19 protein-coding genes and 1 pseudogene are annotated in these 21,669 nt (G+C 53.2%); 18 read left to right on the top strand and 2 right to left on the bottom strand.

Annotation, left to right across the window (positions count from 1 at the left end; translation table 11 throughout):
* Nucleotides 1-1,140: a DHHW family protein gene (locus ACTNCH_RS00450; RefSeq protein ID WP_441015867.1), complete on the top strand. Its 1,140-nt coding sequence runs from the start codon at nucleotides 1-3 to the stop codon at nucleotides 1,138-1,140.
* A gap of 1 nt (nucleotide 1,141) precedes the next feature.
* Here ACTNCH_RS00450 and ACTNCH_RS00445 read toward each other — a convergent pair whose 3' ends face one another.
* Nucleotides 1,142-1,645, bottom strand: coding sequence for a DUF5721 family protein (locus ACTNCH_RS00445; protein ID WP_441015870.1), 504 nt, complete (start codon nucleotides 1,643-1,645; stop codon nucleotides 1,142-1,144).
* Between the two features lie 154 nt (nucleotides 1,646-1,799).
* Here ACTNCH_RS00445 and ACTNCH_RS00440 point away from each other — a divergent pair, with 154 nt between their 5' ends.
* The 3 genes from ACTNCH_RS00440 to ACTNCH_RS00430 all read left to right on the top strand — a co-directional run bounded on the left by ACTNCH_RS00440 (nucleotide 1,800) and on the right by ACTNCH_RS00430 (nucleotide 4,426).
* A complete protein-coding gene (locus tag ACTNCH_RS00440) occupies nucleotides 1,800-3,083 on the top strand; it encodes a M18 family aminopeptidase (RefSeq protein ID WP_441015873.1) in 1,284 nt (427 codons plus the stop codon).
* A gap of 158 nt (nucleotides 3,084-3,241) precedes the next feature.
* Nucleotides 3,242-4,081 carry a DegV family protein gene (locus ACTNCH_RS00435; protein ID WP_441015876.1) on the top strand — a complete coding sequence of 280 codons (840 nt, stop codon included), beginning with the start codon at nucleotides 3,242-3,244 and terminating at the stop codon, nucleotides 4,079-4,081.
* Between the two features lie 111 nt (nucleotides 4,082-4,192).
* Nucleotides 4,193-4,426: a hypothetical protein gene (locus ACTNCH_RS00430; RefSeq protein ID WP_441015879.1), complete on the top strand. Its 234-nt coding sequence runs from the start codon at nucleotides 4,193-4,195 to the stop codon at nucleotides 4,424-4,426.
* A 65-nt stretch (nucleotides 4,427-4,491) separates the two neighbouring features.
* On the opposite strand, the gene ACTNCH_RS00425 is transcribed toward ACTNCH_RS00430, so the two are convergent.
* Entirely contained in the window at nucleotides 4,492-6,315 is a 1,824-nt protein-coding gene (locus ACTNCH_RS00425) for a Na/Pi cotransporter family protein (protein ID WP_441015882.1), read from the bottom strand.
* A gap of 251 nt (nucleotides 6,316-6,566) precedes the next feature.
* Between ACTNCH_RS00425 and ACTNCH_RS00420 the strand changes: the two genes are divergently transcribed.
* The 14 genes and pseudogenes from ACTNCH_RS00420 to ACTNCH_RS00355 all read left to right on the top strand — a co-directional run bounded on the left by ACTNCH_RS00420 (nucleotide 6,567) and on the right by ACTNCH_RS00355 (nucleotide 21,632).
* Nucleotides 6,567-8,294 (top strand): ABC transporter ATP-binding protein, encoded by a 1,728-nt coding sequence (locus ACTNCH_RS00420; RefSeq protein ID WP_441015885.1) that lies wholly within the window; start codon nucleotides 6,567-6,569, stop codon nucleotides 8,292-8,294.
* Nucleotides 8,294-10,162 (top strand): ABC transporter ATP-binding protein, encoded by a 1,869-nt coding sequence (locus ACTNCH_RS00415; protein ID WP_441015888.1) that lies wholly within the window; start codon nucleotides 8,294-8,296, stop codon nucleotides 10,160-10,162. Before ACTNCH_RS00420 ends, ACTNCH_RS00415 begins: the two co-directional genes overlap by 1 nt.
* A gap of 309 nt (nucleotides 10,163-10,471) precedes the next feature.
* Nucleotides 10,472-11,836: an electron transport complex subunit RsxC gene (rsxC, locus tag ACTNCH_RS00410; RefSeq protein ID WP_441015891.1), complete on the top strand. Its 1,365-nt coding sequence runs from the start codon at nucleotides 10,472-10,474 to the stop codon at nucleotides 11,834-11,836.
* Nucleotides 11,833-12,765 (top strand): annotated as a pseudogene (locus ACTNCH_RS00405) (RnfABCDGE type electron transport complex subunit D); the annotation flags it as partial. The gene rsxC and the pseudogene ACTNCH_RS00405, both read left to right, overlap by 4 nt.
* A gap of 6 nt (nucleotides 12,766-12,771) precedes the next feature.
* Nucleotides 12,772-13,383, top strand: coding sequence for an RnfABCDGE type electron transport complex subunit G (locus ACTNCH_RS00400; protein WP_441038312.1), 612 nt, complete (start codon nucleotides 12,772-12,774; stop codon nucleotides 13,381-13,383).
* 3 nt (nucleotides 13,384-13,386) lie between these two features.
* Nucleotides 13,387-14,064: an electron transport complex subunit RsxE gene (gene rsxE, locus ACTNCH_RS00395; protein WP_441015894.1), complete on the top strand. Its 678-nt coding sequence runs from the start codon at nucleotides 13,387-13,389 to the stop codon at nucleotides 14,062-14,064.
* A complete protein-coding gene (rsxA, locus tag ACTNCH_RS00390; RefSeq protein WP_441015897.1) occupies nucleotides 14,065-14,646 on the top strand; it encodes an electron transport complex subunit RsxA in 582 nt (193 codons plus the stop codon). It begins immediately after the preceding gene.
* 10 nt (nucleotides 14,647-14,656) lie between these two features.
* Nucleotides 14,657-15,445, top strand: a complete 789-nt coding sequence (locus ACTNCH_RS00385) for an RnfABCDGE type electron transport complex subunit B (protein WP_441015900.1) — start codon at nucleotides 14,657-14,659, stop codon at nucleotides 15,443-15,445.
* Nucleotides 15,446-15,579: 134 nt separating this feature from the next.
* Complete coding sequence (locus tag ACTNCH_RS00380) at nucleotides 15,580-15,963, top strand: NusG domain II-containing protein (RefSeq protein WP_441015902.1); 384 nt, start codon at nucleotides 15,580-15,582, stop codon at nucleotides 15,961-15,963.
* A 19-nt stretch (nucleotides 15,964-15,982) separates the two neighbouring features.
* Nucleotides 15,983-16,492, top strand: a complete 510-nt coding sequence (locus ACTNCH_RS00375; RefSeq protein WP_441015905.1) for a Gx transporter family protein — start codon at nucleotides 15,983-15,985, stop codon at nucleotides 16,490-16,492.
* A gap of 17 nt (nucleotides 16,493-16,509) precedes the next feature.
* Nucleotides 16,510-17,181 (top strand): response regulator transcription factor, encoded by a 672-nt coding sequence (locus ACTNCH_RS00370; RefSeq protein WP_441015908.1) that lies wholly within the window; start codon nucleotides 16,510-16,512, stop codon nucleotides 17,179-17,181.
* An 11-nt stretch (nucleotides 17,182-17,192) separates the two neighbouring features.
* Nucleotides 17,193-18,212 carry a sensor histidine kinase gene (locus ACTNCH_RS00365; RefSeq protein WP_441015911.1) on the top strand — a complete coding sequence of 340 codons (1,020 nt, stop codon included), beginning with the start codon at nucleotides 17,193-17,195 and terminating at the stop codon, nucleotides 18,210-18,212.
* Between the two features lie 97 nt (nucleotides 18,213-18,309).
* Nucleotides 18,310-18,990, top strand: coding sequence for an ABC transporter ATP-binding protein (locus ACTNCH_RS00360; protein WP_441015914.1), 681 nt, complete (start codon nucleotides 18,310-18,312; stop codon nucleotides 18,988-18,990).
* Complete coding sequence (locus ACTNCH_RS00355; RefSeq protein WP_441015917.1) at nucleotides 18,990-21,632, top strand: ABC transporter permease; 2,643 nt, start codon at nucleotides 18,990-18,992, stop codon at nucleotides 21,630-21,632. Before ACTNCH_RS00360 ends, ACTNCH_RS00355 begins: the two co-directional genes overlap by 1 nt.
* Nucleotides 21,633-21,669 lie beyond the last annotated feature (37 nt).

The raw sequence follows: 21,669 nt of genomic DNA, 5'->3' as shown, positions 1-21,669 counted from the left end.
ATGAGAGACAGAAGACGTATGAATCAATTGCTGGGACTGGGCTTTGCAGTATTGCTGGCCGGGTTTACCGCAGCCAATTATTTTCATAAGGATACGGCATTTTCCGATACAGAGAACCGGATGCTGCAGCAGAAGCCGGTCTTTAGCTGGGCGGATCTGGCAGACGGCCGTTTTATGGGGAACTTTGAAAAATATCAGACGGATCAGTTTATTTTCCGCAGAGAGTGGATCGGGCTGCAGACAGCAGCGGATCGTCTGCTCGGGAAAAATAAATCCGGGGATGTCTATCTGGGCGAGGGACAGCTTCTGGAGGAACCGTTGAAGCTTTCGGAAAATGTCTGGGAAAATCTGGACGCCATAGGCGCTTTTTGCCGGAAACAGACGGGCGTGAAATGCTATCTGATGCTGGTGCCGGATGCGGCGTCGGTACAGAGGGAGAAGCTTCCGGCGTACGCACCGGTGGCGGATCAGGCGGAACAGCTGGAGAATATCCGAAGCTATCTTGAGAAAAAGGAAAATCCGGTGATAGAAATCCCGCTGTACGAAATGCTGCGGGAGCACCGGGAGGAATCCCTCTATTACCGGACGGATCATCACTGGACGACCCTGGGGGCGCGGTACGCATACCAGAGCGCAGCCGGACAGATGGGACTTCCGGGCGCAGAAAACGGAGAGGAAAAGAAGCTGTACCCGGTGTCGGACAGCTTTCAGGGAACCCTGGCCGCCCGGAGCGGATACCGGGTACCGGATGATACCATAGAAGTGTACTGGCCGGATCAGAAAGAGGAACTGGTGGTCACCTACGTGCAGGAGCAGACAAAATCAGCCTCTCTGTACGCGGCAGAGAAGCTGAAAACCAGGGACAAGTATGGAATGTTTTTAAACGGCAATCATCCGCTGACGGAGATCCGGACCATGGCTTCTACCGGACAGAAGCTGCTTCTTATAAAGGATTCCTACGCCAACTGCTTCGTTCCCTTCCTGACTGGTGACTTTGAAGAAATCGTGCTGGTGGATCCCAGATATTATTATGACAGTGCAGAGAAGCTGATGAAGCAGTATGGTTTTACGGATGTACTGTTTCTGTACAACCTGAATACCTTTCTGGAGGACGATGTGCTGCACTATGTACTGGAATAGGCTACAGCAGGTGAAAGGCCAGATCCTGCGTGAGGAAGAAGCGCTGGACCATCTGATCCCAGGCGTGCTCCAGAGATTTATCCATGGTAAAGAGATTTAAAGACAGGGCGGTAGTACAGATGATGTTACCGTCCTCATAGCGGATATTTAAGGCCAGACCGTTTACATCTCCCACAGAAAAGGGGGAAGCGGTCTGGTTTAATAATTTTTCCGTATTTTCCGGTGAGAGCTGGAAGGTAAAGCGAAAGCCAAGAGGCGTCCGTTTCCCCTTGATAAGCTCCAGGCAGAAGGGTTTTAATTCCTGCCAGCGCGCGAAACGGCGCGCAGAAAGCCCCAGGGCTTCCTGTTCTTCTTTTGTATAATAGTCCGGATGCAGATGTCCGTCGAAATGGAAGGTGCTGTAGGTGATGATACTGCCCTCCACCACATGGAACGCATCGAAGGTCCGGGAAAGTAAAAGCCGGTTCATGAAAGCCTTTACGTCCTCCATCTGAAAAGAAATCATAGAAAACCTCCCGTAAATTTTAGTCTGATTCCAGTATACACAGAAAAGGCGGGTTCTTCAATAAAAATGTGGTTCACAGCCGGGGAAAGATCGGGTATACTTAAAAATAACAGGAGAGATAAATCCGTGTAAATACAAAGGAGGACTTAGGGGAATGAATCAGATAGATGATGCGGAAAAGCTGTTGCAGCTGACGGAAGAGGGGACGTCACCCTTTCATGTGACGGCCAGTGTGGAACGACAGCTTCAGAAGGCAGGGTTTCAGAAGGTAGAACTGGGAGAAAACTGGAAACTGGAAAAGGGAGGCAGATATTATCTGCCCCATCACGGCTCCAGTCTGCTGGCATTTACCATAGGAAAGGATTACCGGAACGGCGACGGATTCCGCATTGCGGCGGCCCATACGGACTTTCCGGGGCTGCGGATCAAGCCTGCGTCGGAGGTAAAGAAGGCAGGCTATCGGCAGCTTAACGTGGAGATCTATGGAGGCGCTATTTTAAATACCTGGCTGGACAGACCGCTCTCGGCTTCCGGACGGGTGGCGCTGCGAAGCGACGACGTCTTCCACCCCCGGATGTGCCTGGTGGATTTTAAAAAGCCGTTTCTTACGATTCCAAACCTGGCGATCCACATGAACCGGGAGGTCAACAAGGGCGTGGAGCTGAACCGGCAGACGGATATGCTTCCGGTCTTTGGTCTGGAGGATTCTGAGGAGTTTCTGACCCGACTGGCAGAGCAGCTTCAGGTAGACAGAGAGGATATCCTGGAGTACGAGCTGGGTCTTTACAACACCGACACCGGAGATTATCTGGGTCTTGCGGAGGAATTTATCTCTTCGCCCCGTCTGGATAACCTGACCAGTGTCCAGGCCATTACCACAGCCATGATAGAAGGAGGCAGGGAGCGTGGAATCAATGTAGCTGCTTATTTCGACCATGAGGAGATTGGAAGCCGCACCAAGCAGGGAGCGGGATCGACCCTCCTGTCCACAGTACTGGAGAAAATTCTTTTATCCCTTACGGAAAACCGGGCAGAGTTCCTGGAGACCTATGGAGACAGCATGCTGCTTTCCGTAGATGTGGCCCACGGAATCCATCCCAATCATACGGACAAGCATGATCCCACCAATCAGAATGTGCTGGGAAAGGGCGTCTGCATCAAGGAAGCCTGCACGCAGTCCTATGCTACTGACAGCGAGGCAGTGGCTATCGTGCAGCAGATCTGCGAGAGCAGGGGAATTTCCTATCAGAAATTCGTAAACCGCTCCGACATCGCAGGCGGCAGTACTCTGGGCTCCATCGCTTCCTCTGTTTTGCCTATCCGGACCGTGGATATCGGCGTTCCGCTGCTGGCCATGCATTCCGGTCGGGAGCTGATGGGAACCGCGGATCAGGAGAGTTTAAGACAGCTTATCCAGGGATTTTACAGTATCTCGTAGTTTGTAAGAAAAAGTATTGAAAAGCTCATAGCGTTGTGCTAATATGTAATGTAGTATTTAAAACTACATAAAATGATTTAAAGATCATGAGATTTTGTATGGAAACCGTGAAGATGTTGAGCGGTCGAAAATAGAGACAGTGGAGGAATGGGAACGTTATGAGTTATAAGATTGTCATGGACAGCTGCGGGGAGCTGCCGGAAAGCTATAAGAAGGACGGGCACTTTGAACGTGTGCCGCTGACCCTGGATATTGACGGACATCTGATTGTGGACGATGAGACCTTTGATCAGGCAGACTTTCTGAAAAGAGTGGCTGCCAGCCCCAATTGTCCCAAGTCCTCCTGTCCGTCTCCGCACCGGTACATGGAAGCCTACACCTGTGACGCGGATCACGTATACGCGGTGACGCTTTCCGCAGAGCTGAGCGGATCCTATAACAGCGCAGAGCTGGGCAAGAAGCTGTATGAGGAGGAATACGGGGAAAAGAAAATCCATATCTTTAATTCCCGTTCTGCCTCCGTCGGAGAGACACTGATTGCTCTGAAGATTGAAGCCTGTGAAAAGGTCGGCATGAGCTTTGAGGACGTGATTGCCACCGTGGACGCGTACATTGCGGAGCAGAATACGTATTTTGTACTGGAATCTTTGGAGACGCTCCGGAAGAACGGCCGCCTGAGCAATCTGAAGGCTTTTGTGGCAAATGCCCTGAATATCAAGCCGGTTATGGGAGCTACCCCTCAGGGAACCATCTGCCAGAAGGATCAGGCCAGGGGCGTGAACCGGGCGCTGAAGCGTATGGCCTATTACGTGGCAGAGGAGATAAAGAATCCGGCAGAGAAGATTGTGGCGATTTCCCACTGCAATTGTCCCGAGCGGGCGCAGTTTGTGAAAGAAGAGATTGCAAAACGGATTTCTGTGAAGGATTTCCTGATTCTGGATACAGCCGGAGTCAGCAGCCTCTATGCCAGCGACGGCGGCATTATTGTGGTGGCGTAAGGAAAAAGAATAATTTTTTCATAGCTTTTTCACAAAGTTATGCTATAATAAAAAATAGCAGAACGAAGTCCGGCCGGATTTCGTGAAAAAGCGAGAGAGGAAATCGAGATTATGAGTCAGGAAAAAGTAGATCGTTACAAAGAGCAGAAAGCCAACCGGAAGCAGATGATAGCGAAGGAAAAGCGGGAAAAGTTTCTTGTAAAGCTTTGCGCAGGCCTGGTTGCGCTGGCTCTGGTATGCTGGCTGGGTTATTCCATCTATGACAGCGCCAACAGACCGGACACCTCCGATGTGGCGATTACCACCACAGCCATCGATGAATATGTAAGCACCTTACAGCAGTAAAAGAAACGAGAAGGGGCCGTGTATCTGCTACGATACACGGCCCTTTGTATTGCGTCAGACCTCCGTTATTTGGAGGTCTTTTCCTCTTTTTTTACTTTGGATTCTTTCTTTTCGAGCTTTTCCGGGGCTGCAATATTGTATTTCTCAGCGTAGGCGTTGAAACACTCTTGATAAGCCTCGTCCCGCATATGACGGACGCTCTTGATGTATTCGTGGGTGTCGAACTCAGAGCTGTTGGTCTCAATCATGGCTACAGCCACGTTGGAGCAGTGCGCTGCGATACGCTCCAGGTTGGTCAGCAGGTCGTTGAATGCGAAGCCCTGCTGGAATTCACATTTGCCCTCCCGAAGACGGGTAATGTGACGGTTCTTCAGCTCGTTACAGAGCATGCCGATGAGCTCGCGCAGGGGCTCTACCTTTTTTGCCATCTCCAGAGAGTCGGTACAGAAGGCGTCTACCGTCAGGTCTGTGATTTCCCGGATAGAAGCGCTCAATACGCTGATTTCATACTGGGCGGACTCGGAGAAGTTGATCTTCTTTTCTGCCAGCTCCATAGCAACCTTGGAAATATTGACCGCATGGTCTCCCAGACGCTCGAAATCGCTTAAGGTATGCAGAAATTCGGAAACCTGCTGGGTCTGGCTACTATTCATAGGCTGGCCGGTCAGCTGCATCAGGTAGGTTCCCAGCTTGTCCTCGTATTTGTCGATGAGATTCTCTTTTTCCTGAATCTTGTTGTATTTCTCCTGGGAGAAATCCTTCAGCAGGGCGAAGGAGCGGTTCAGGTTCTTCCGGGCTTTCTTTGCCATGCCGTTCATAGCCGTATGGCTCTGGGTGATAGCCAGGGCCGGGTAAGCCAGGAAACGTTCCTCCAGAAGATCGAAGTCTGCCTGATCTTCCAGATCCTCGGGATCATCCTTAATGAGCCAGAACACGAATTTCTCGATGGTGTGGATAAAGGGTACCAGCACCAGAATCGTCGCCATACGGAATACGGAGTTCATAAGCGCGATGGTCACAGGCCGCATGGTCATATCCATGAACGGGAAATGCACGAAAGCATTGACCGTGTAGAATACGATGGACCAGAATACCATACCGAACAGGTCGTTCAGAAGGTAAATGAGAGCGGTACGCTTACCGTTCTTATTGGTTCCGATGGAAGAGAGAAGTACCGGACATGCCGCGCCGACGCCGATACCCATGGTGATCGGGAGAGCTGCCGCAAAGCTGATGCTGCCGGTCATGGACAGAGCCTGCAGGATACCGACGGAAGCAGAAGCACTCTGCAGGACTGCCGTAAAGGCAATACCCACCAGAATACCCATGAAAGGATTCTCAAAGGTAGTCAACAGGTTGATGAAGCGGGCGTTTTCCTTCAGGGGAGAAACTGCGCCGCTCATGGTCTGCATTCCCACCATCAGAATGGAAAAGCCCAGCATGATATCTCCTACATTTTTATAAGTAGTCTTCTTGATAAACATCTTGAAGATGATACCGATGATAGCCACAACCGCGGAAATGGTAGCTGTGGACAGAAGCTGCGCAATGCCACTGGAGCCGTCGATGTAGGACAGACAGAGAATCCAGCCTGTTACACTGGTACCGATATTGGCTCCCATGATGATACCGATTGCCTGGGCAACCTTCATCATACCGGAGTTTACGAAACCGACTACCATAACGGTGGTAGCGGAAGAGGACTGGATGATAGCCGTTACGGCAGTTCCCAGAAGAATTCCTTTTAAGGGTGTACTGGTGAGTTTGTAAAGCACCAGCTCCAGCTTATTTCCTGCCACTCTTTTCAGTCCGTCTCCCATCATGGACATACCGAAAAGGAATAGAGCCACTCCGCTCAACAGGGTCAGGATAATTGTTATTCCATTCATATGATTTTTTCTCCTATGTGTTTTTTACACGAACACTTTTATTATATGATAATTTACGCCTGTTTTACAATCCCTTTACTGTAATTTTATGAAAATTCAATGTAAAATTTACAAAAACAGGGGGAGGTTACGGGCGATCTGTCGAAGAAAGCAAAGGCGGATTCTTGACAAACCCCGAATTTCAGCATACCATAAATCCCATAACGGCCCTGGAGGGCTTTTATGTTAGAAGCTTTGGAGGTAGATCTAAGATGCTGATACGCTTGTTTTCCTATATGAAACAATATAAAAAATACGCGGGAATGGCCATGGTCTGTATTGTAGCAGAGGGGCTCTGTGAACTGATGGTACCGCTCATTATGGCGGAGCTCATCGATGTGGGCGTGGCGGGCGGCGACCGCAGCTATATCTATGGGAAGGGACTGCAGATGGTGCTCTTTGCTCTGATAGCCCTGGTGCTGGGTGTGGGAAGCGCCCGCTTCGCTGCGCTGGCCGGTCAGGGGCTGGGCGCGGAGCTTCGGAAGGCGGAATATGAGAAGCTGCAAAGCTATTCTTTTTCAAATATCGATCATTTCCGTTCTGCTTCCCTGGTTACCAGGCTTACCAGTGATGTGACCAATATCCAGAACGCAGTATCCATGGGCATGCGGCCCTTCTGTAGAGGACCGCTGATGCTGGTGGCAGCTACCGGTGTGGCCTTTTCCATTAATCACAGGCTGGCGCTGGTATTTTTTGTGGCGCTTCCGGTTCTGGCAGCGGCATTGTTTGTCATCACCATGAAGGTGCGCCCGCTGTATTCGAACATGCAGAAAGCGATCGATACAGTAAATCGGATTATTCAGGAAAACCTTACGGCAGTGCGGATTGTCAAGGCCTGTGTCCGGGGAGATTATGAGATTGCCAAGTTTGAGGAGGGCAACCGGAAGCTGCGGGAGGAATCGGAGACGGCCTTCCGGTTAGCTGCTCTTAACATGCCGGCCATGCAGTTTGTCATGTATGGAACGATTTTGGGGATTCTGCTGTTTGGCGGACGGCTGATTCAGAGCGGTCAGATGAAAGTGGGAGAGCTGACCGGGTTTTTGAGCTATGTACTGCAAATCCTGAATTCTCTGATGATGATTTCCAACGTATTTCTTCTGCTGACCCGTTCCATGGCTTCCGGCGCGCGAATCCTTGAGGTGATCGACGAGAAGGTGGATCTAACCGATGAGAACGCGCGGGATATCGAAGTGAAGCACGGCAGCGTAGAGTTCGCTCATGTGTGGTTCAAATATAAAAAGGAAGCGAAGGAGTATGTGCTTTCTGATATTTCCTTCCATATAGAAGCGGGCCAGACGGTAGGTATCATCGGCCAGACCGGCGCCGCCAAGTCCACGCTGGTACAGCTGATTCCGAGACTCTATGACGCGACGGAGGGCGTAGTGAAGGTGGACGGGATTCCGGTGCGGGAGTATCCCATGGCACACCTGCGGGACGCTATCGCTGTGGTACTGCAGAAAAACATCCTGTTTTCCGGAAGCCTTCTTAATAACCTGCGTTGGGGAAAGGAGGACGCTTCCATGGAGGAGATCAGAGAGGCCTGCCGGATTGCCTGCGTGGACGAGGTGCTGGAGCGGCTGCCCGATGGATATGAGACCGACATGGGGCAGGGCGGCGTCAACGTGTCCGGCGGTCAGAAACAGCGGATCTGTATTGCCCGGGCGCTCTTAAAAAAGCCAAAGATTCTGATTCTCGACGATTCCACCAGTGCTGTGGATACGGCTACGGAGGCGAAGATCCGGGAACGGCTGGCACAGTCCCTGCCCGATATGACGAAAATCATCATCGGTCAGCGAATTTCCTCTGTCCGGCACGCGGATCAGATTATCATTCTGGACGATGGCCGGGTCAGCGACATCGGTACCCACGAGGAGCTTCTGGCCCGCAGCGAGATCTATCAGCAGATTTACGAATCCCAGAAGGAAGGAGTGGAGCTTTAATGGCGAAGTACAGTTATGTGGGCTATAAGCGGCCCAAGAATACGAAGAATACCCTGAAGCATCTGCTTCATTATATGGGCCTCCACAAATGGATGTTTTTGCTGGTGGGCTTTCTGGTGTGCGTCAGCACCGGGGCCAGCGTCCTGGGGACCTATCTCTTAAAGCCGGTGATTAATCGTTTTATCATGCCCGGCGATATGAAGGGGCTGGCAGGCGCGGTGGCGGCCATGGGCCTGATGTATCTTGTGGGCGCCCTTGCGACCCTGGCTTATAACCAGCTCATGATCAAGTCGGCCCAGACCGTGGTACAGGAGATTCGAAGCGACCTTTTTGCCCATGTGCAGACCCTGCCCCTCGGCTATTTCGACGCCCACACCCATGGAGAACTGATGAGCCGTTTTACCAATGACGTGGATACGGTGCAGGAGGCTATGAACAATAGCTTTGCCATGGCGATCCAGAGCTTTCTGACCCTTACGGGAACCCTTGTGATGATGATGGTCTTAAGCGTAAGACTGTCCCTGATTGTCCTGGTGTTCCTGATTGCCATGGGCGTCTTTATCCGGATCAACAGCAAGCGGAGCCGGAAATATTACCAGCGGCAGCAGGCGGAGCTTGGCAGGATAGGCGGCTTCGCGGAGGAAATGATGGCGGGCCAGAAGGTGGAGAAAATCTTCAACCATGAGAAAATCAATTTTGATATCTTCTGCGGTCTCAATGAGAAGTTCCGCAGGGAATCCACGGATGCCCTGACCTACACGGGCATGCAGGTGCCCACGGTGGTCAGCCTTTCCTATCTGAATTACGCGGTGTCGGCCTGTGTGGGCGGCATTTTCACCCTGAACGGCCTGCTGGATATCGGAAGCCTGTCCTCCTATCTGGTGTTTGTGCGCCAGAGCGCATTACCCATGAACCAGTTTACGGCCCAGATCAACCAGATTCTGACTGCCCTGGCCGGAGCGGAGCGGATCTTCGACCTGATGGAGGCAAAGCCCGAGACAGACGAGGGCGACGTGACCCTCTGCAATGTAGTGGAAGAAAATGGAAGATTAAAAGAAACGGAAGAGCGCACCGGACAGTTTGCCTGGAAGCTTCCGGCGGTAGTTTCGGGCGGAAAACCGGAGCTTCGGAAACTGAAGGGTGAGGTGAAATTTGACAACGTGGTCTTCGGCTATGTGCCGGAAAAGCACATTTTAAACGGAATCTCCCTGTACGCGAAGCCCGGCCAGAAAATCGCCTTTGTGGGCAGTACGGGAGCAGGAAAGACGACGATCATCAACCTGGTGAACCGGTTCTATGAGATAGAGTCCGGAACGATCACCTACGACGGCATCAACATCCGTCGGATTCGGAAAGACGATCTGCGTCATTCCCTGGCCATGGTGATTCAGGAGACCCATCTGTTCACCGGGACCATCGCCGACAATATCCGCTACGGAAAATTGGACGCCACAGACGAAGAGGTCCGGGAGGCGGCCCGGATTGCCAACGCGGATTCCTTTATCCGCCGTCTGCCCGACGGCTACGATACCATGCTCTACAGCGACGGCAGCAATCTGTCCCAGGGCCAGCGGCAGCTTATCGCCATTGCCCGGGCGGCTATCGCGAAGCCTCCGGTCCTGATTCTCGACGAGGCTACCAGCTCCATTGACACGAGAACGGAGCGGCTGATTGAAAAGGGCATGGACGCCATTATGGAGGGCCGAACCGTATTCGTCATCGCCCACCGGCTGTCCACGGTCCGCAATGCCAGGGCCATTATGGTGCTGGAAAAGGGCGAAATCATTGAACGAGGCGACCATGAGGCGCTGCTTGCGGAAAAAGGACGGTACTATCAGTTATATACCGGTCAATTTGAGCTGGAATAAACTGGAAGAAAGATAAATGGTATACAAACAGGATTTCCGAAATCTGGAGTACATGGAGGACGAAAATCCTGTTTTTGTTCGGAAAATCTGGATTGTATTGAAAAAAATACTGGAATACAGCTCGATTCTGCGATAGAATAAAGTGATCGTAAATACGAGTCTATCGACATAAATTTAACAATATTGTCAAAAAATTCTCGAAATTGTTCGAAGATTGTCTATTTTTTATCTAAAGTTGTATCCCAATAATAAGTGTGATAAAGTGAATATGAGACAATGCTACAAAAGCATGAAGGAAGGAAAAAGCTTATGTTCAAGAAGACATTTAAAGGCGGCGTGCATCCCGACGATGGAAAACGGTACGCCAAGGATGCGTCTTACCGTACATATCTTCCCCAGGGCGAGCTGGTATTTCCCATGAGCCAGCATATTGGCAAGCCGGCGAAGCCGCTGGTGAAAAAGGGCGATACGGTGCTGGCGGGACAGCTGATCGGCGAAGCGGACGGCTTCGTATCAGCTAATATTGTCAGCTCCTGCTCCGGTACGGTAAAAGCTGTTGAGAACAGAAGAACAGCATCCGGTGCCAAGGTGATGTCTGTCGTGATCGAGAACGACGGACAGTATACACCTGCAGAGGGCATCGGCGCTGAGCGCGATTACAAGACGCTCGGTAAAGAAGAAATTCTCGAAAGTATCAAAAAAGCAGGAATTGTAGGAATGGGAGGAGCCGGTTTCCCGGTTCACGTAAAGCTTGCTCCGAAGAACGCGGACGAGATTCGTTATGTCATCGCCAACGGCGCGGAGTGCGAGCCCTACATCACCTGTGACGACCAGCTGATGCGCACAAAAAGCATGGAGCTGGCAGAGGGCATGAGAATTCTGCTTCAGCTGTTCCCGGCGGCAGAGGGTGTCTTTCTGATTGAGGAAAATAAACCGGAAGCCATCGCGGCGCTGAAAAAGGCCTGCGCAGGCGATGACAGGCTGAAGGTTCATGCTGCGAAATGCAAGTACCCCCAGGGCGGCGAGCGTTCCATTATCCAGGTGATCGCAGGGATCGATCTGAAGCTGGGTATGCTCCCGGCCGACGCAGGCTGCGTGGTGGATAACGTGGCGACCATTTATGCCATTTACCAGGCTGTATGCAAGTCCACACCGCTGATGGAGCGTGGCTTTACGGTATCCGGCGACGTGGTGAAGGAGCCCTGCAACCTGATTGTAAAAATCGGAACCAACATGGCAGAGGTCCTGGAGGCCGCAGGCGGCATACAGGAAGGAAAAGAAGCGCAGAAATACTTAAGCGGCGGCCCCATGATGGGAATGGCGCTGGCAGATCTGGAGGTTCCCATCTGCAAGAACAACAATGCGCTGACCGTGCTGGGCGAGGATCCGGTGGCACTGGCAGAGCGGCAGGCGACGTCATGTCTGCGCTGCGGACGCTGTGCCAGAGTCTGTCCTCTGGGACTGTCCCCCCAGGAAATGATGGATGCGGCCAAGAGAAAGCGCTACGTCCGTTATGAAAAGAAGCTGTACGGCCTGGAGTGTATCGCCTGCGGATCCTGTACCTTTGTCTGCCCGGCCAAGCAGCCTCTGATGCAGACCTTCAAGGAGACGAAGGCTGAGATTATGAACAGGAAGAGAGCCGCGCAGGCCCAGCAGGGAGGTGCAAAGAAATGAGTAAACTGATGAATGTATCCTCCAGCCCCCATGCACGGAGCCGTCTGACCACCAGCCGGGTCATGGGCGACGTGATTCTGGCGCTTTTACCGGCTACAGCCATGGGCGTCTATCATTTTGGAAGTTCCGCGCTGGTGACCATTCTGGTTGCCATTCTGGCAGCGGTCCTGACAGAATTTTTATTTGACAAGGCAGCGAAACGGCCCAACACCGTGAAGGACTGCAGCGCCATTGTCACAGGACTTCTTCTGGCGCTCTGTCTGCCTAACGGCGTGCCCCTTTATATTCCGGTTTTGGGAAGCGTATTTGCGATTCTTTTTACCAAGTGCTGCTTCGGTGGACTTGGACATAACTTTATGAACCCGGCTCTGTCCGGACGCTGTTTTCTGCTGATTTCCTTTGCAAGCGTCATGTCCACCTATACGGTAGACGGCGTCAGCAGCGCTACCCCGCTGGCAGACGCGGCGGCAGGCAACGCGGTGGATCTGCTGCAGACCTTTCTGGGTCTGAATAACGGCGTCATCGGCTGCTCTGCCGCAGGCCTTCTGATTGGCGGTATCTACCTTCTTCTGGTAGGCGGCATCACCTGGGAGATCCCGGTGTCTGTGCTGGCGTCCTTTACCGCGTTCCTGGCTCTGTTCGGCGGACATGGCCTGGATGTGCCTTATCTGCTTCTGCAGCTGGCAGGCGGCGGTATTGTGATGGGAGCCTTCTTTATGGCAACCGATCCGGTTACCAGCCCGCTGGCCTCTGGCGGACAGCTGATTTATGGCGTGCTGCTTGGTATTCTGGCGGCAGTGTTCCGTGTATATGGAAGCTCTGCGGATTCCGTCAGCTATGCCATCATCATTTCCAATATGTTTGTTCCGCTGATTGACGAGATTTCCATTCCGGTTCCCTTTGGCTACCGGAAGAGAAAGGAAGGCGGCAGAAAGCTGCCGACCGCAGCCATCGCCCTGTGCGCCATTACCCTGATTGCGGGCGTGGCCTTAAGCGGTGTATACAAGCTGACGGAGAGTCGGATTGCGGAGCAGAAGCTGGCGGCAAAGGCTGCGTCCTACCGGGAGGTATGCCCGGAGGCACAGGACTTTACCTATGACGAGGCGATTACGGAAAAGGTAACGGCCCTGAACGGGGAAGTATACGGAACGGATTTTGGTAAGGCCTATATCAATGAAGCGATTGTAGGAAAAGACGGATCCGGTAAAGTGGCCGGCTACGTGATCAGCGCCACCAGTAAGGACGGTATGGACGGTGAGATCACCATGTCTGTGGGCTTGTCTACGGACGGAACCGTAACCGGAATTTCCTTTACGGTTATGAACGAGACTGCCGGTCTGGGCTCTCTGGTGACAGAGGACGCCTTCAAAGGGCAGTTTAACGGTGTGAAGACCGACAGGTTTACCCTGTTTAAAGCCGGAGGAGCAGCTGCGCCCGGCGAGATTAACGGCGTATCCGGAGCAACCATTTCCTCCAGTGCTGTAGTGAACGCAGTGAACGCGGCGGTAGACTTCTTTGAAAATGAGATACAGCAGGGAGGGAATTAAGCGATGAAACCTTGTACAGAACGCATCTATAACGGTGTAGTAAAAGAAAATCCCACTCTGGTTCTGATGCTTGGCATGTGCCCTACACTGGCAGTTACCACCTCGGCTATCAATGGATTCGGAATGGGTGTGTCCACGCTGGTGGTACTGGTGATGTCCAATCTGGTCATTTCCGCACTGCGGAAGGTGATTCCCGATGACGTCCGCCTGCCGGCATACATTGTCATCGTAGCCTCGCTGGTTACGGTGGTGGAGCTTCTGATGGAGGCCTATGTGCCGACCATCTACGATGCTCTGGGAATCTACATTCCCCTGATTGTAGTAAACTGTATTATCCTGGGCCGCGCGGAGGCGTACGCCTCCAAGAATCCGCCTCTTCTGTCCGCCATGGACGGACTGGGCATGGGTCTTGGCTTTACCGTTTCCCTGTTTGCCATCGGTTTTATCCGGGAGCTTCTGGGAGCCGGCACCGTATTCGGCGCCCAGGTAATGCCCGCTGCCTATAAGCCCGTAGCTATCTTTATCAAAGCGCCCGGCGCGTTTCTGGTTCTGGCGGTTCTGGTTATTATCCTGAACGCTCTGAAGGTTAAGAACCGGGCGAACGCCATGGTGCAGGGCTGCGACGGATGCTGCGCCACCTGCGCGCACGCAAAGGAAGAAGGAAAGGAGGCGCAGAATTAAATGAAATCATTAATTCTGATTATCATTACAACGGCGCTGGTCAACAACGTGGTATTAAGCCAGTTCCTGGGAATCTGTTCCTTCCTGGGCGTATCCAGATATATTAAAACGTCCTTCAGTCTGGGCGCGGCGGTTATCTTTGTCATTACGGTAGCCTCCGCGGTAGCGAATCTTCTGTACACCTTTGTACTGACGCCGCTGAATCTGGATTATCTGAAAACCATCGTCTTTATTCTGGTTATCGCGGCTCTGGTACAGATGGTGGAGATGTTTACGAAGAAAACCTCCCCGCCCCTTTACAAGGCGCTGGGAATCTACCTGCCGCTGATTACCACCAACTGCGCGGTTCTGGGCGTAGCCCTGACCAATGTGCAGAATGAGTACAATTTTGTAGAGAGCGTACTGGCAGGCTTCGGTACGGCAGTGGGTTATACCATTGCCATCGTCCTGCTGGCAGGTATCCGGAGCCGTATCGACGAGGAGGCTCTGCCCGCTGCCGTAAAGGGCGCGCCCATCGTGCTGATTTGCGCGGCGCTGATGGCGATTGCGTTCATGGGCTTCGGCGGTCTGGCGCTGTCATAAGGAGGAGAATATGCAGGAAGTTATTATAGCGACATTGGTAGTAGGCGTAATCGGACTTCTGATCGGCGTAGCTCTGGTGGCAGTCAGTAAGAAGTTCGCAGTGGAGACCGACGAGCGCGTAGGTCTTGTAAGAGAAAGCCTTCCGGGCAACAACTGCGGCGCCTGCGGTTACGCGGGCTGCGACGCGGTAGCGGCAGCCATCGTGGAGGGCAAGGCTCCGGTCAACGCCTGTCCGGTCTGTAATGCGGAAGCAGTGAAGAAAATCGGCGATATCATGGGTGTGCAGGCAGAGGCTGCAGAGCGTAAGGTTGCTTACGTGCACTGCGCGGGAACCTGTGACAAAACCTCTGTACGGTGCAACTATGTGGGAATCCACGACTGCCGGGCGGCTGTCCTGTCAGGAATTTCTGTCTGGGAATGCGATTACGGCTGTCTGGGCTTCGGATCCTGTGTGGAAGCCTGCAAGTTTGACGCTATCCATGTGGAAAACGGCGTAGCCATCGTAGATGAAAGCAAGTGCGCCGGCTGTGGAAAATGCGCGAAGGCCTGTCCCAAGGGGCTCATTGAGCTGGTACCGGCGGATAAGAAGATAGCGGTGCGCTGCGCAAGCCGCGACCGGGGACCGGCAGTAAAGAAGGCCTGCACCGCAGGCTGTCTGGGCTGCGGTATCTGTGCGAAGCAGTGCGAGCATGAGGCCATTACCGTAGACGGTAACCTGGCCCATGTGGACTACAGCAAGTGTGTGGGCTGCGGCAAATGCGCGGAGAAGTGTCCGGTGAAGGCGATTGAAATGAAGTAGAACATACAGGAAGGGGGCTGACGCAGGGGTGCGCCAGCCCTTTTTTCGCTCTATAGGAGATTAAGTCTAGGCAGGGGAGAAACTCTGTGATAAGATGAAACTAACTGTAAAAGGAAAAGGTGGAAGTTTCTTTTATGACGGAAAAGAAGAAAAAAGCAACCGGGATGGTGGCTGTCATCTGCGCCCTGATTCTTCTGGCTGGTATCGGCGGAAGCATTTGGAACCTGACCCGCAGCCACGGACGCCGGGTGGAAATTCTGCAGGACGGGGAGATTCTGGATACACTGGATTTGGAGCAGGCAGAGGATCAGATCTTTACCGTTACCTACGAGGGCAGAACCAATGAAATCGAGATCCGGGATCACAGAATCCGTGTGAAAGCCGCGGATTGTCCCGATCAGATCTGTGTCCGTATGGACTGGCTAAGCTCTGCGCCCATCGTATGTCTGCCCAATCATCTGAGCATCCGGTACGCGGATACGGAGGCAGCTTCCGGGCTGGACGCGGTGGCAAACTAACGGCAAAAGGATAAAAAGTATGATGAAAATGACAACCGGAAAACTCACAGAGCTGGCGCTTCTGACTGCGTCAGCCCTGATTCTCTATGTGGTGGAGCTGCAGCTTCCCGTGCTGGTGCCGATTCCGGGGGCGAAGCTGGGGCTGGCCAATATTGTAACGGTGTATGCGGTCTACCGCTACCGGCCCGGCGAGGTGCTGCTGGTGGTACTGGTCCGTATTTTCCTCGGCTCTCTGTTCGGCGGCAGTATGATGACCTTTCTCTATAGTTTGGCCGGAAGCCTGCTCTGCCTGGCAGGAATGCTGTTTCTGTGCCATCTGGTAAGCGGCCGCGCCATCTGGCTGGCCAGCGTTCTGGGCGCCGTCCTTCATAACGTGGGGCAGATGCTGGTGGCCGTGCTTATCGCCGGGAAGGGAATGCTGTTTTACCTGCCCTTTCTGATGACAGTCGGCTGTGTGGCGGGAGCCTTTACGGGCCTGTGCGCCCAGCTGGTGCTGAAACGATTGGAAAAGATTGTAAAAGTAAAATGATTCCGGGGAGGTTTGTCATGACACGGATTCTGCTGGTGGAAGACGATGCGGCTATTATTGAAAATTTAAGCGCAGTACTGAAGGCGGAGGGCTTCTCGGTGCGGGCAGAAAAAGGCCAGAAGGAGGCAATGGAGGCGATGGAGCGGGAAAGCTTTGACCTGCTGCTTCTGGACGTGTCCCTGGAAAATGGCAACGGATTTTCCGTGTGCTCTGCGGTAAAGGCCGTATCGGACACGCCGGTGATTTTCCTGACGGCCTCCGGAGATGAATTCAGCGTGGTGACGGGACTGGATCTGGGCGCTGAGGATTATATCAGTAAGCCCTTCCGTCCAAGAGAGCTGATTTCCCGGATCCGAAGCGTACTGCGCCGCTGCGGCAGGACCCAGGCCCTGGTAGAACTGGGAGAGCTTCAAGTGGATACGGTGAAGGGAACGGTAACCAGGAGAGGCGCGGACTGCTGCCTTTCCGCGCTGGAATACCGTCTGCTGTTATATTTTCTGAATCACAGGGGAATGGTGTTGACAAGAGGACAGCTTCTGGAGGAAATCTGGGACGCGGCCGGAGAGTTTGTCAATGACAACACCCTGACGGTTTATATCAAACGGCTGCGGGAAAAGATAGAAGCGGATCCCCAGAATCCCGCCATCATACGTACCGTCCGGGGACTGGGCTACCGGCTGGGAGAATAGGAGGAGAAGCCATGGAGTATCTGCGGGATAAGGAATTGAAAAGAGTTGTCATTCTATCAGCCTGCGTCGCTGCCATATCTGCAGCGGCAGGCTTTTTTCTTATGGAACGGACCGGTATTGCCTGGAGCCTTTTCGTCCCGGTGGGAGGCTGTCTCCTTCTGCTTGGGCTCTGGCTTACCTTTACGCTTCGCCGCTACCGGAGACTTCGGCAGCTGGCGGAAGATACGGACCGGATGCTCCATGGAGAACGGAATCTGGAATTTGAACGCTACAGGGAAGGAGAGCTGGCGGTTTTGTCTAACGAGCTGTCCAAGCTTCTGGCAGTCCTGAGTGGCCAGACGGACAGGCTTCAGGCAGAGAAGCGCTATCTGAGCGATTCACTGGCAGACATCTCCCATCAGCTCCGCACGCCCCTTACCTCCCTGAATCTGGTGCTGGCCCGCCTGGGACAGGAGACGGACCCCGGGGAGAAAAGAAAGCTTCTCTATGAGGCCGGACAGCTTCAGGAGCGGATTCGCTGGCTGGTGGAGGCGCTGCTGAAGATCTCCCGGATCGACGCGGGAACTGCCGTGTTCCGGCAGGAACAGGTGCAGGTGTCCGCTCTTATGGAGGCGGCTCTGAAGCCCTTTGCCATTCCCATGGAGCTGCGGGAACAGCAGGTGACCTGTAAAATCCAGGAAGGGGCGGCGTTTACCGGGGACTTTGCCTGGAGCTGTGAAGCAGTCAGCAATATTGTAAAAAACTGTATGGAGCATGCGGGGCCGGGCGGCAGGCTATGGCTTCTGGCCTCTGAAAACAGTCTCTATACGGAACTGATTCTGGAGGATAATGGACCGGGGATTGATCCGGAGGATTTACCACATCTTTTTGAGCGTTTTTATAAAGGAAAGGGTTCCTTTGGTTCGGGAATCGGTATCGGGCTGGCCCTGGCCCGCATGATTATCCGGCGGCAGAACGGTTCCATAAAGGCGGAGAACCGCAAGGAGGGAGGCGCCAGATTTATCCTTCGTTTTTATAAGAGCGTCGTATAAAATGCCGCAGGCCAGAGTGACAGATCTGTCACCGGAAAGTCACGGCCCTGTCATGGAAGGACGATATACTGAACCGTATAAGAGAGGAGGAAAGACGATGGAAGTTTTAAAAGCAGAACATCTGACCAAAGTATACGGTTCCGGTGAAAATGAGGTGCGGGCGCTGGATGACGTATCCCTTTATATCCAGCGGGGAGAATTTGTGGCGATTATCGGCCCCTCCGGATCCGGAAAATCTACCCTGCTCCATGTCCTTGGAGGCGTGGACCGGCCTACCTCGGGCAAGGTCTGGCTGGACGGCACGGATATCTACAGCCAGAAGGAGGAGCAGCTTGCCATTTTCCGAAGAAGAGAGGTAGGGCTTATCTACCAGTTTTACAACCTGATTCCGGTACTGGACGTGGTGGAAAATATCACGCTGCCCATAGAAATGGACGGCAGAAAAGCAGGGCAGGAGCGGGTAGGTGAGCTTCTGGCCCTGCTGGGCCTGGAGGATCGGAAGCACTGTCTTCCCAATCAGCTTTCCGGGGGACAGCAGCAGAGGGTTTCCATCGGGAGAGCCCTGATGAACGCTCCGGCTATCATTCTGGCTGATGAGCCCACCGGCAATCTGGATTCCAGGAACAGCCAGGAGGTTATGGAGCTTCTGAAGCTTTCCAATAAAAAGTACGGACAGACCCTGGTTATGATTACCCATGATGAAAATCTGGCCCTGCAGGCCGATCGCGTAATCTCCATCGAAGATGGAAGGATTATCAGAGATGAGGTGATCCGCTGATGAACGTATGGACCAGACTGACCGGGAAGACACTGAAGGCCAACCGGACCCGGACGGCAGTTACGATTGTGGGAATTGTGCTGGCTGCAGCTATGCTGACAGCTGTGACAACCTTTATTTCCAGCCTGCGCCAGTACCTGATTGCCAATATCATTGCAGAGGAGGAAAACTGGCATGGAGAGGCGATTCAGATTCCGGCGGACAAGGTAGAGGAGCTGGAGAGTTTAAGCCAGGTAGAAGCCCAGGTGACCTGGCAGGATCTGGGCTACGCGGCTTCCCATCTGAAGGGGACAGATGATACAGACGCCAGACCCTATTATCATGTGGTGGGAGTGGACGAAGCCTTTACGGAAATGGTACCGGTTACGGTGGAGGAGGGGCGGCTGCCAAAGCATGCGGGGGAGATTCTGCTGCCGTCCTCTCTAAAGAGTACGATGGAGACGCTGGGCGAGAAAGCCTGGGAAATCGGTGATACCATTACGCTGGAGCTGGGAGACCGGTTTCTGGAGGGCGAGCGGCTCAGTGAGATCAACCCGCCTGTATACCGGTACGAAGAACGAGGTGAACTGGCAGAAACCTGGGAGAAGCGGGAGACCCGTACCTATACGGTGGTCGGCTATGGGGAAGAAGCGGACTACAGCAGCGCCGCATTCCTGTGCTTTACCGGAAAAGATACGGATCCGGCGCCGGACAGCCTGTACAACAGCTTTTTCCGGCTTCGAAAGGGCAGAGATGTCTATGAATTTGCCAGCCGTTATCTGGGAGATTACGGGGTTATCTACAACAGCCAGCTTCTGCGTATGCAGGGGATTTCTACCAATCAGGCGTATCTGCAATTCCTGTACGGAATGTCTGCGATATTGATTCTTCTGATTATGACGGGAGGTATCTCCCTGGTATACAATTCCTTTGCCATTTCCGTCAGTGACCGGACAAAGCAGTTTGGACTCCTGGCTTCCATAGGGGCTACGCCCCGGCAGCTTCGGGGCATGGTGTTCCGGGAAGCGCTGCTGTTAAGCGGTATCGGAATTCCCCTGGGAATTCTGGCAGGCATTGGAGGGATCGGCGTGACTTTGCGGGTGACCTCCGGCTCCTTCCGGTATCTGTATTCCGGTAAGATAGCCATGGGACTCCACGTGTCCTGGCCTGCGATTGTGCTTGCGGCAGCTGTGGCTCTCATTACCGTATTGATTTCCGCCTGGCTTCCGGCGGGACGGGCGGCGAAGCTTTCCCCTATGGAGGCTATCCGGTTGTCCCGGGATATCCGGCTGCCCGGGCGGGAGCAGGAAGGCTGGCGAAGGAAAGGGCGTTCCGGCAAAAGACTGTTTGGCTTTCCTGCCTTGCTTGCGGGACGGCATTTTGCCAGGGAACGGCGGAAATACCGGACCACGGTGCTGTCGCTGTCTATCAGTATCGTCTTATTTGTGTCAGCCAGCTCTTTTTCCTACTATATAAAGAAAAGTGCTTTAGGTGTGAATGATATTCCTGCGTATGACTTGTCCGTATACGGCGTTCGGGATTCGGAGCTTCAGCAGCGGATAGAGAAGCTTGACGGCGTGGAAAGCGCCCTGTGTGTCCGGGAATGCTATCCGGAGATCCTGGCGAAGCCGGAGCAGCTTCCGGAAGAATTCCGGGCGTTGTGTCCGGAAGCGGAGACAGACGGGGAGGGATATCTTCATCTCCAGAGCAGAGTTCTGGTACTGTCAGATACGGATTATGAAACCTGGCTTCTGGCGGAGGGAATACCGGTTCCGGAGACAAAGGAAGGAATGGTGCCGTTGGTCGTTATAAATGAAATAACCGGCTATAACGGCGGGACGGGGCGTTATGAAAAGGCAGAGGTTCTGAAGGAGGGAGAACCTATTTCCCTGACATTTACAGATTACAAAGCCTTAAACGAGGCAAAAAAGGCGTCTGACACGTATGTGGAGCAGGAAGCCGACAAGATTATGGGAAAGGGATACCTGGCGGTTTCAGTGGAACAGAGTCCCATGAATTGTATGGCAGGGCAGACTTCTCCCGGTATCATTGTGTCGGAAAGCCAGCTTTGGTCGCTGCTTGGGGACAGAGCGGGGGACTGCCTGCCTCGGAACTGTATTTATCTGAAGAGCGGGAAGCATCAGGAGGTGGCGGAGGCGGCAGAGAAGCTGTTGGAGCAGAGCTCTGCGAACCCGGGAGAGTACTATTATGTGAATGACGTGACCCGGGAGGTTCAGAGCAGGAGAAATGTGCTGCTGACCGTGGACATTTTCGCCTATGGTTTTATTATTCTGATTTCCCTGATTGCGGCAGCCAATGTCTTTAACACGATTTCCACCGCCTTTTTGCTGCGGCGAAGGGAATTCGCGGTGCTGTCCTCTGTGGGAATGACGCCCGGGGAAATGAATCGGATGCTGAGCTATGAGTGTCTATTGTACGGCGTCCGGGCGCTCCTTTATGGACTGCCCGTGTCAGTGCTGGTGACCTGGGCCATTTACCGGGTCGCTGCGGGAAGCATGGATACTAGCTTTGTGATTCCGGTTTCCAGTATCGTGATTGTGATTGTCAGCGTGTTCCTGGTGGTATTTTCCTCAATGCTGTATGCCCGCAGCAGAATGGGGAAGGAAAACCTGATAGATCGGATCCGTCAGGAGAGCTTATAGAAAAATTCTGAAAAAAGAATATAAATTTAAAAAAGTT

Source organism: Candidatus Merdisoma sp. HCP28S3_D10 (genome assembly GCF_052065835.1).
Taxonomy (GTDB): Bacteria; Bacillota; Clostridia; order Lachnospirales; family Lachnospiraceae; genus Laedolimicola.
The sequence above is the reverse complement of the archived record's forward strand: the minus strand, read 5'-3'. Positions and strand labels throughout refer to the sequence as shown.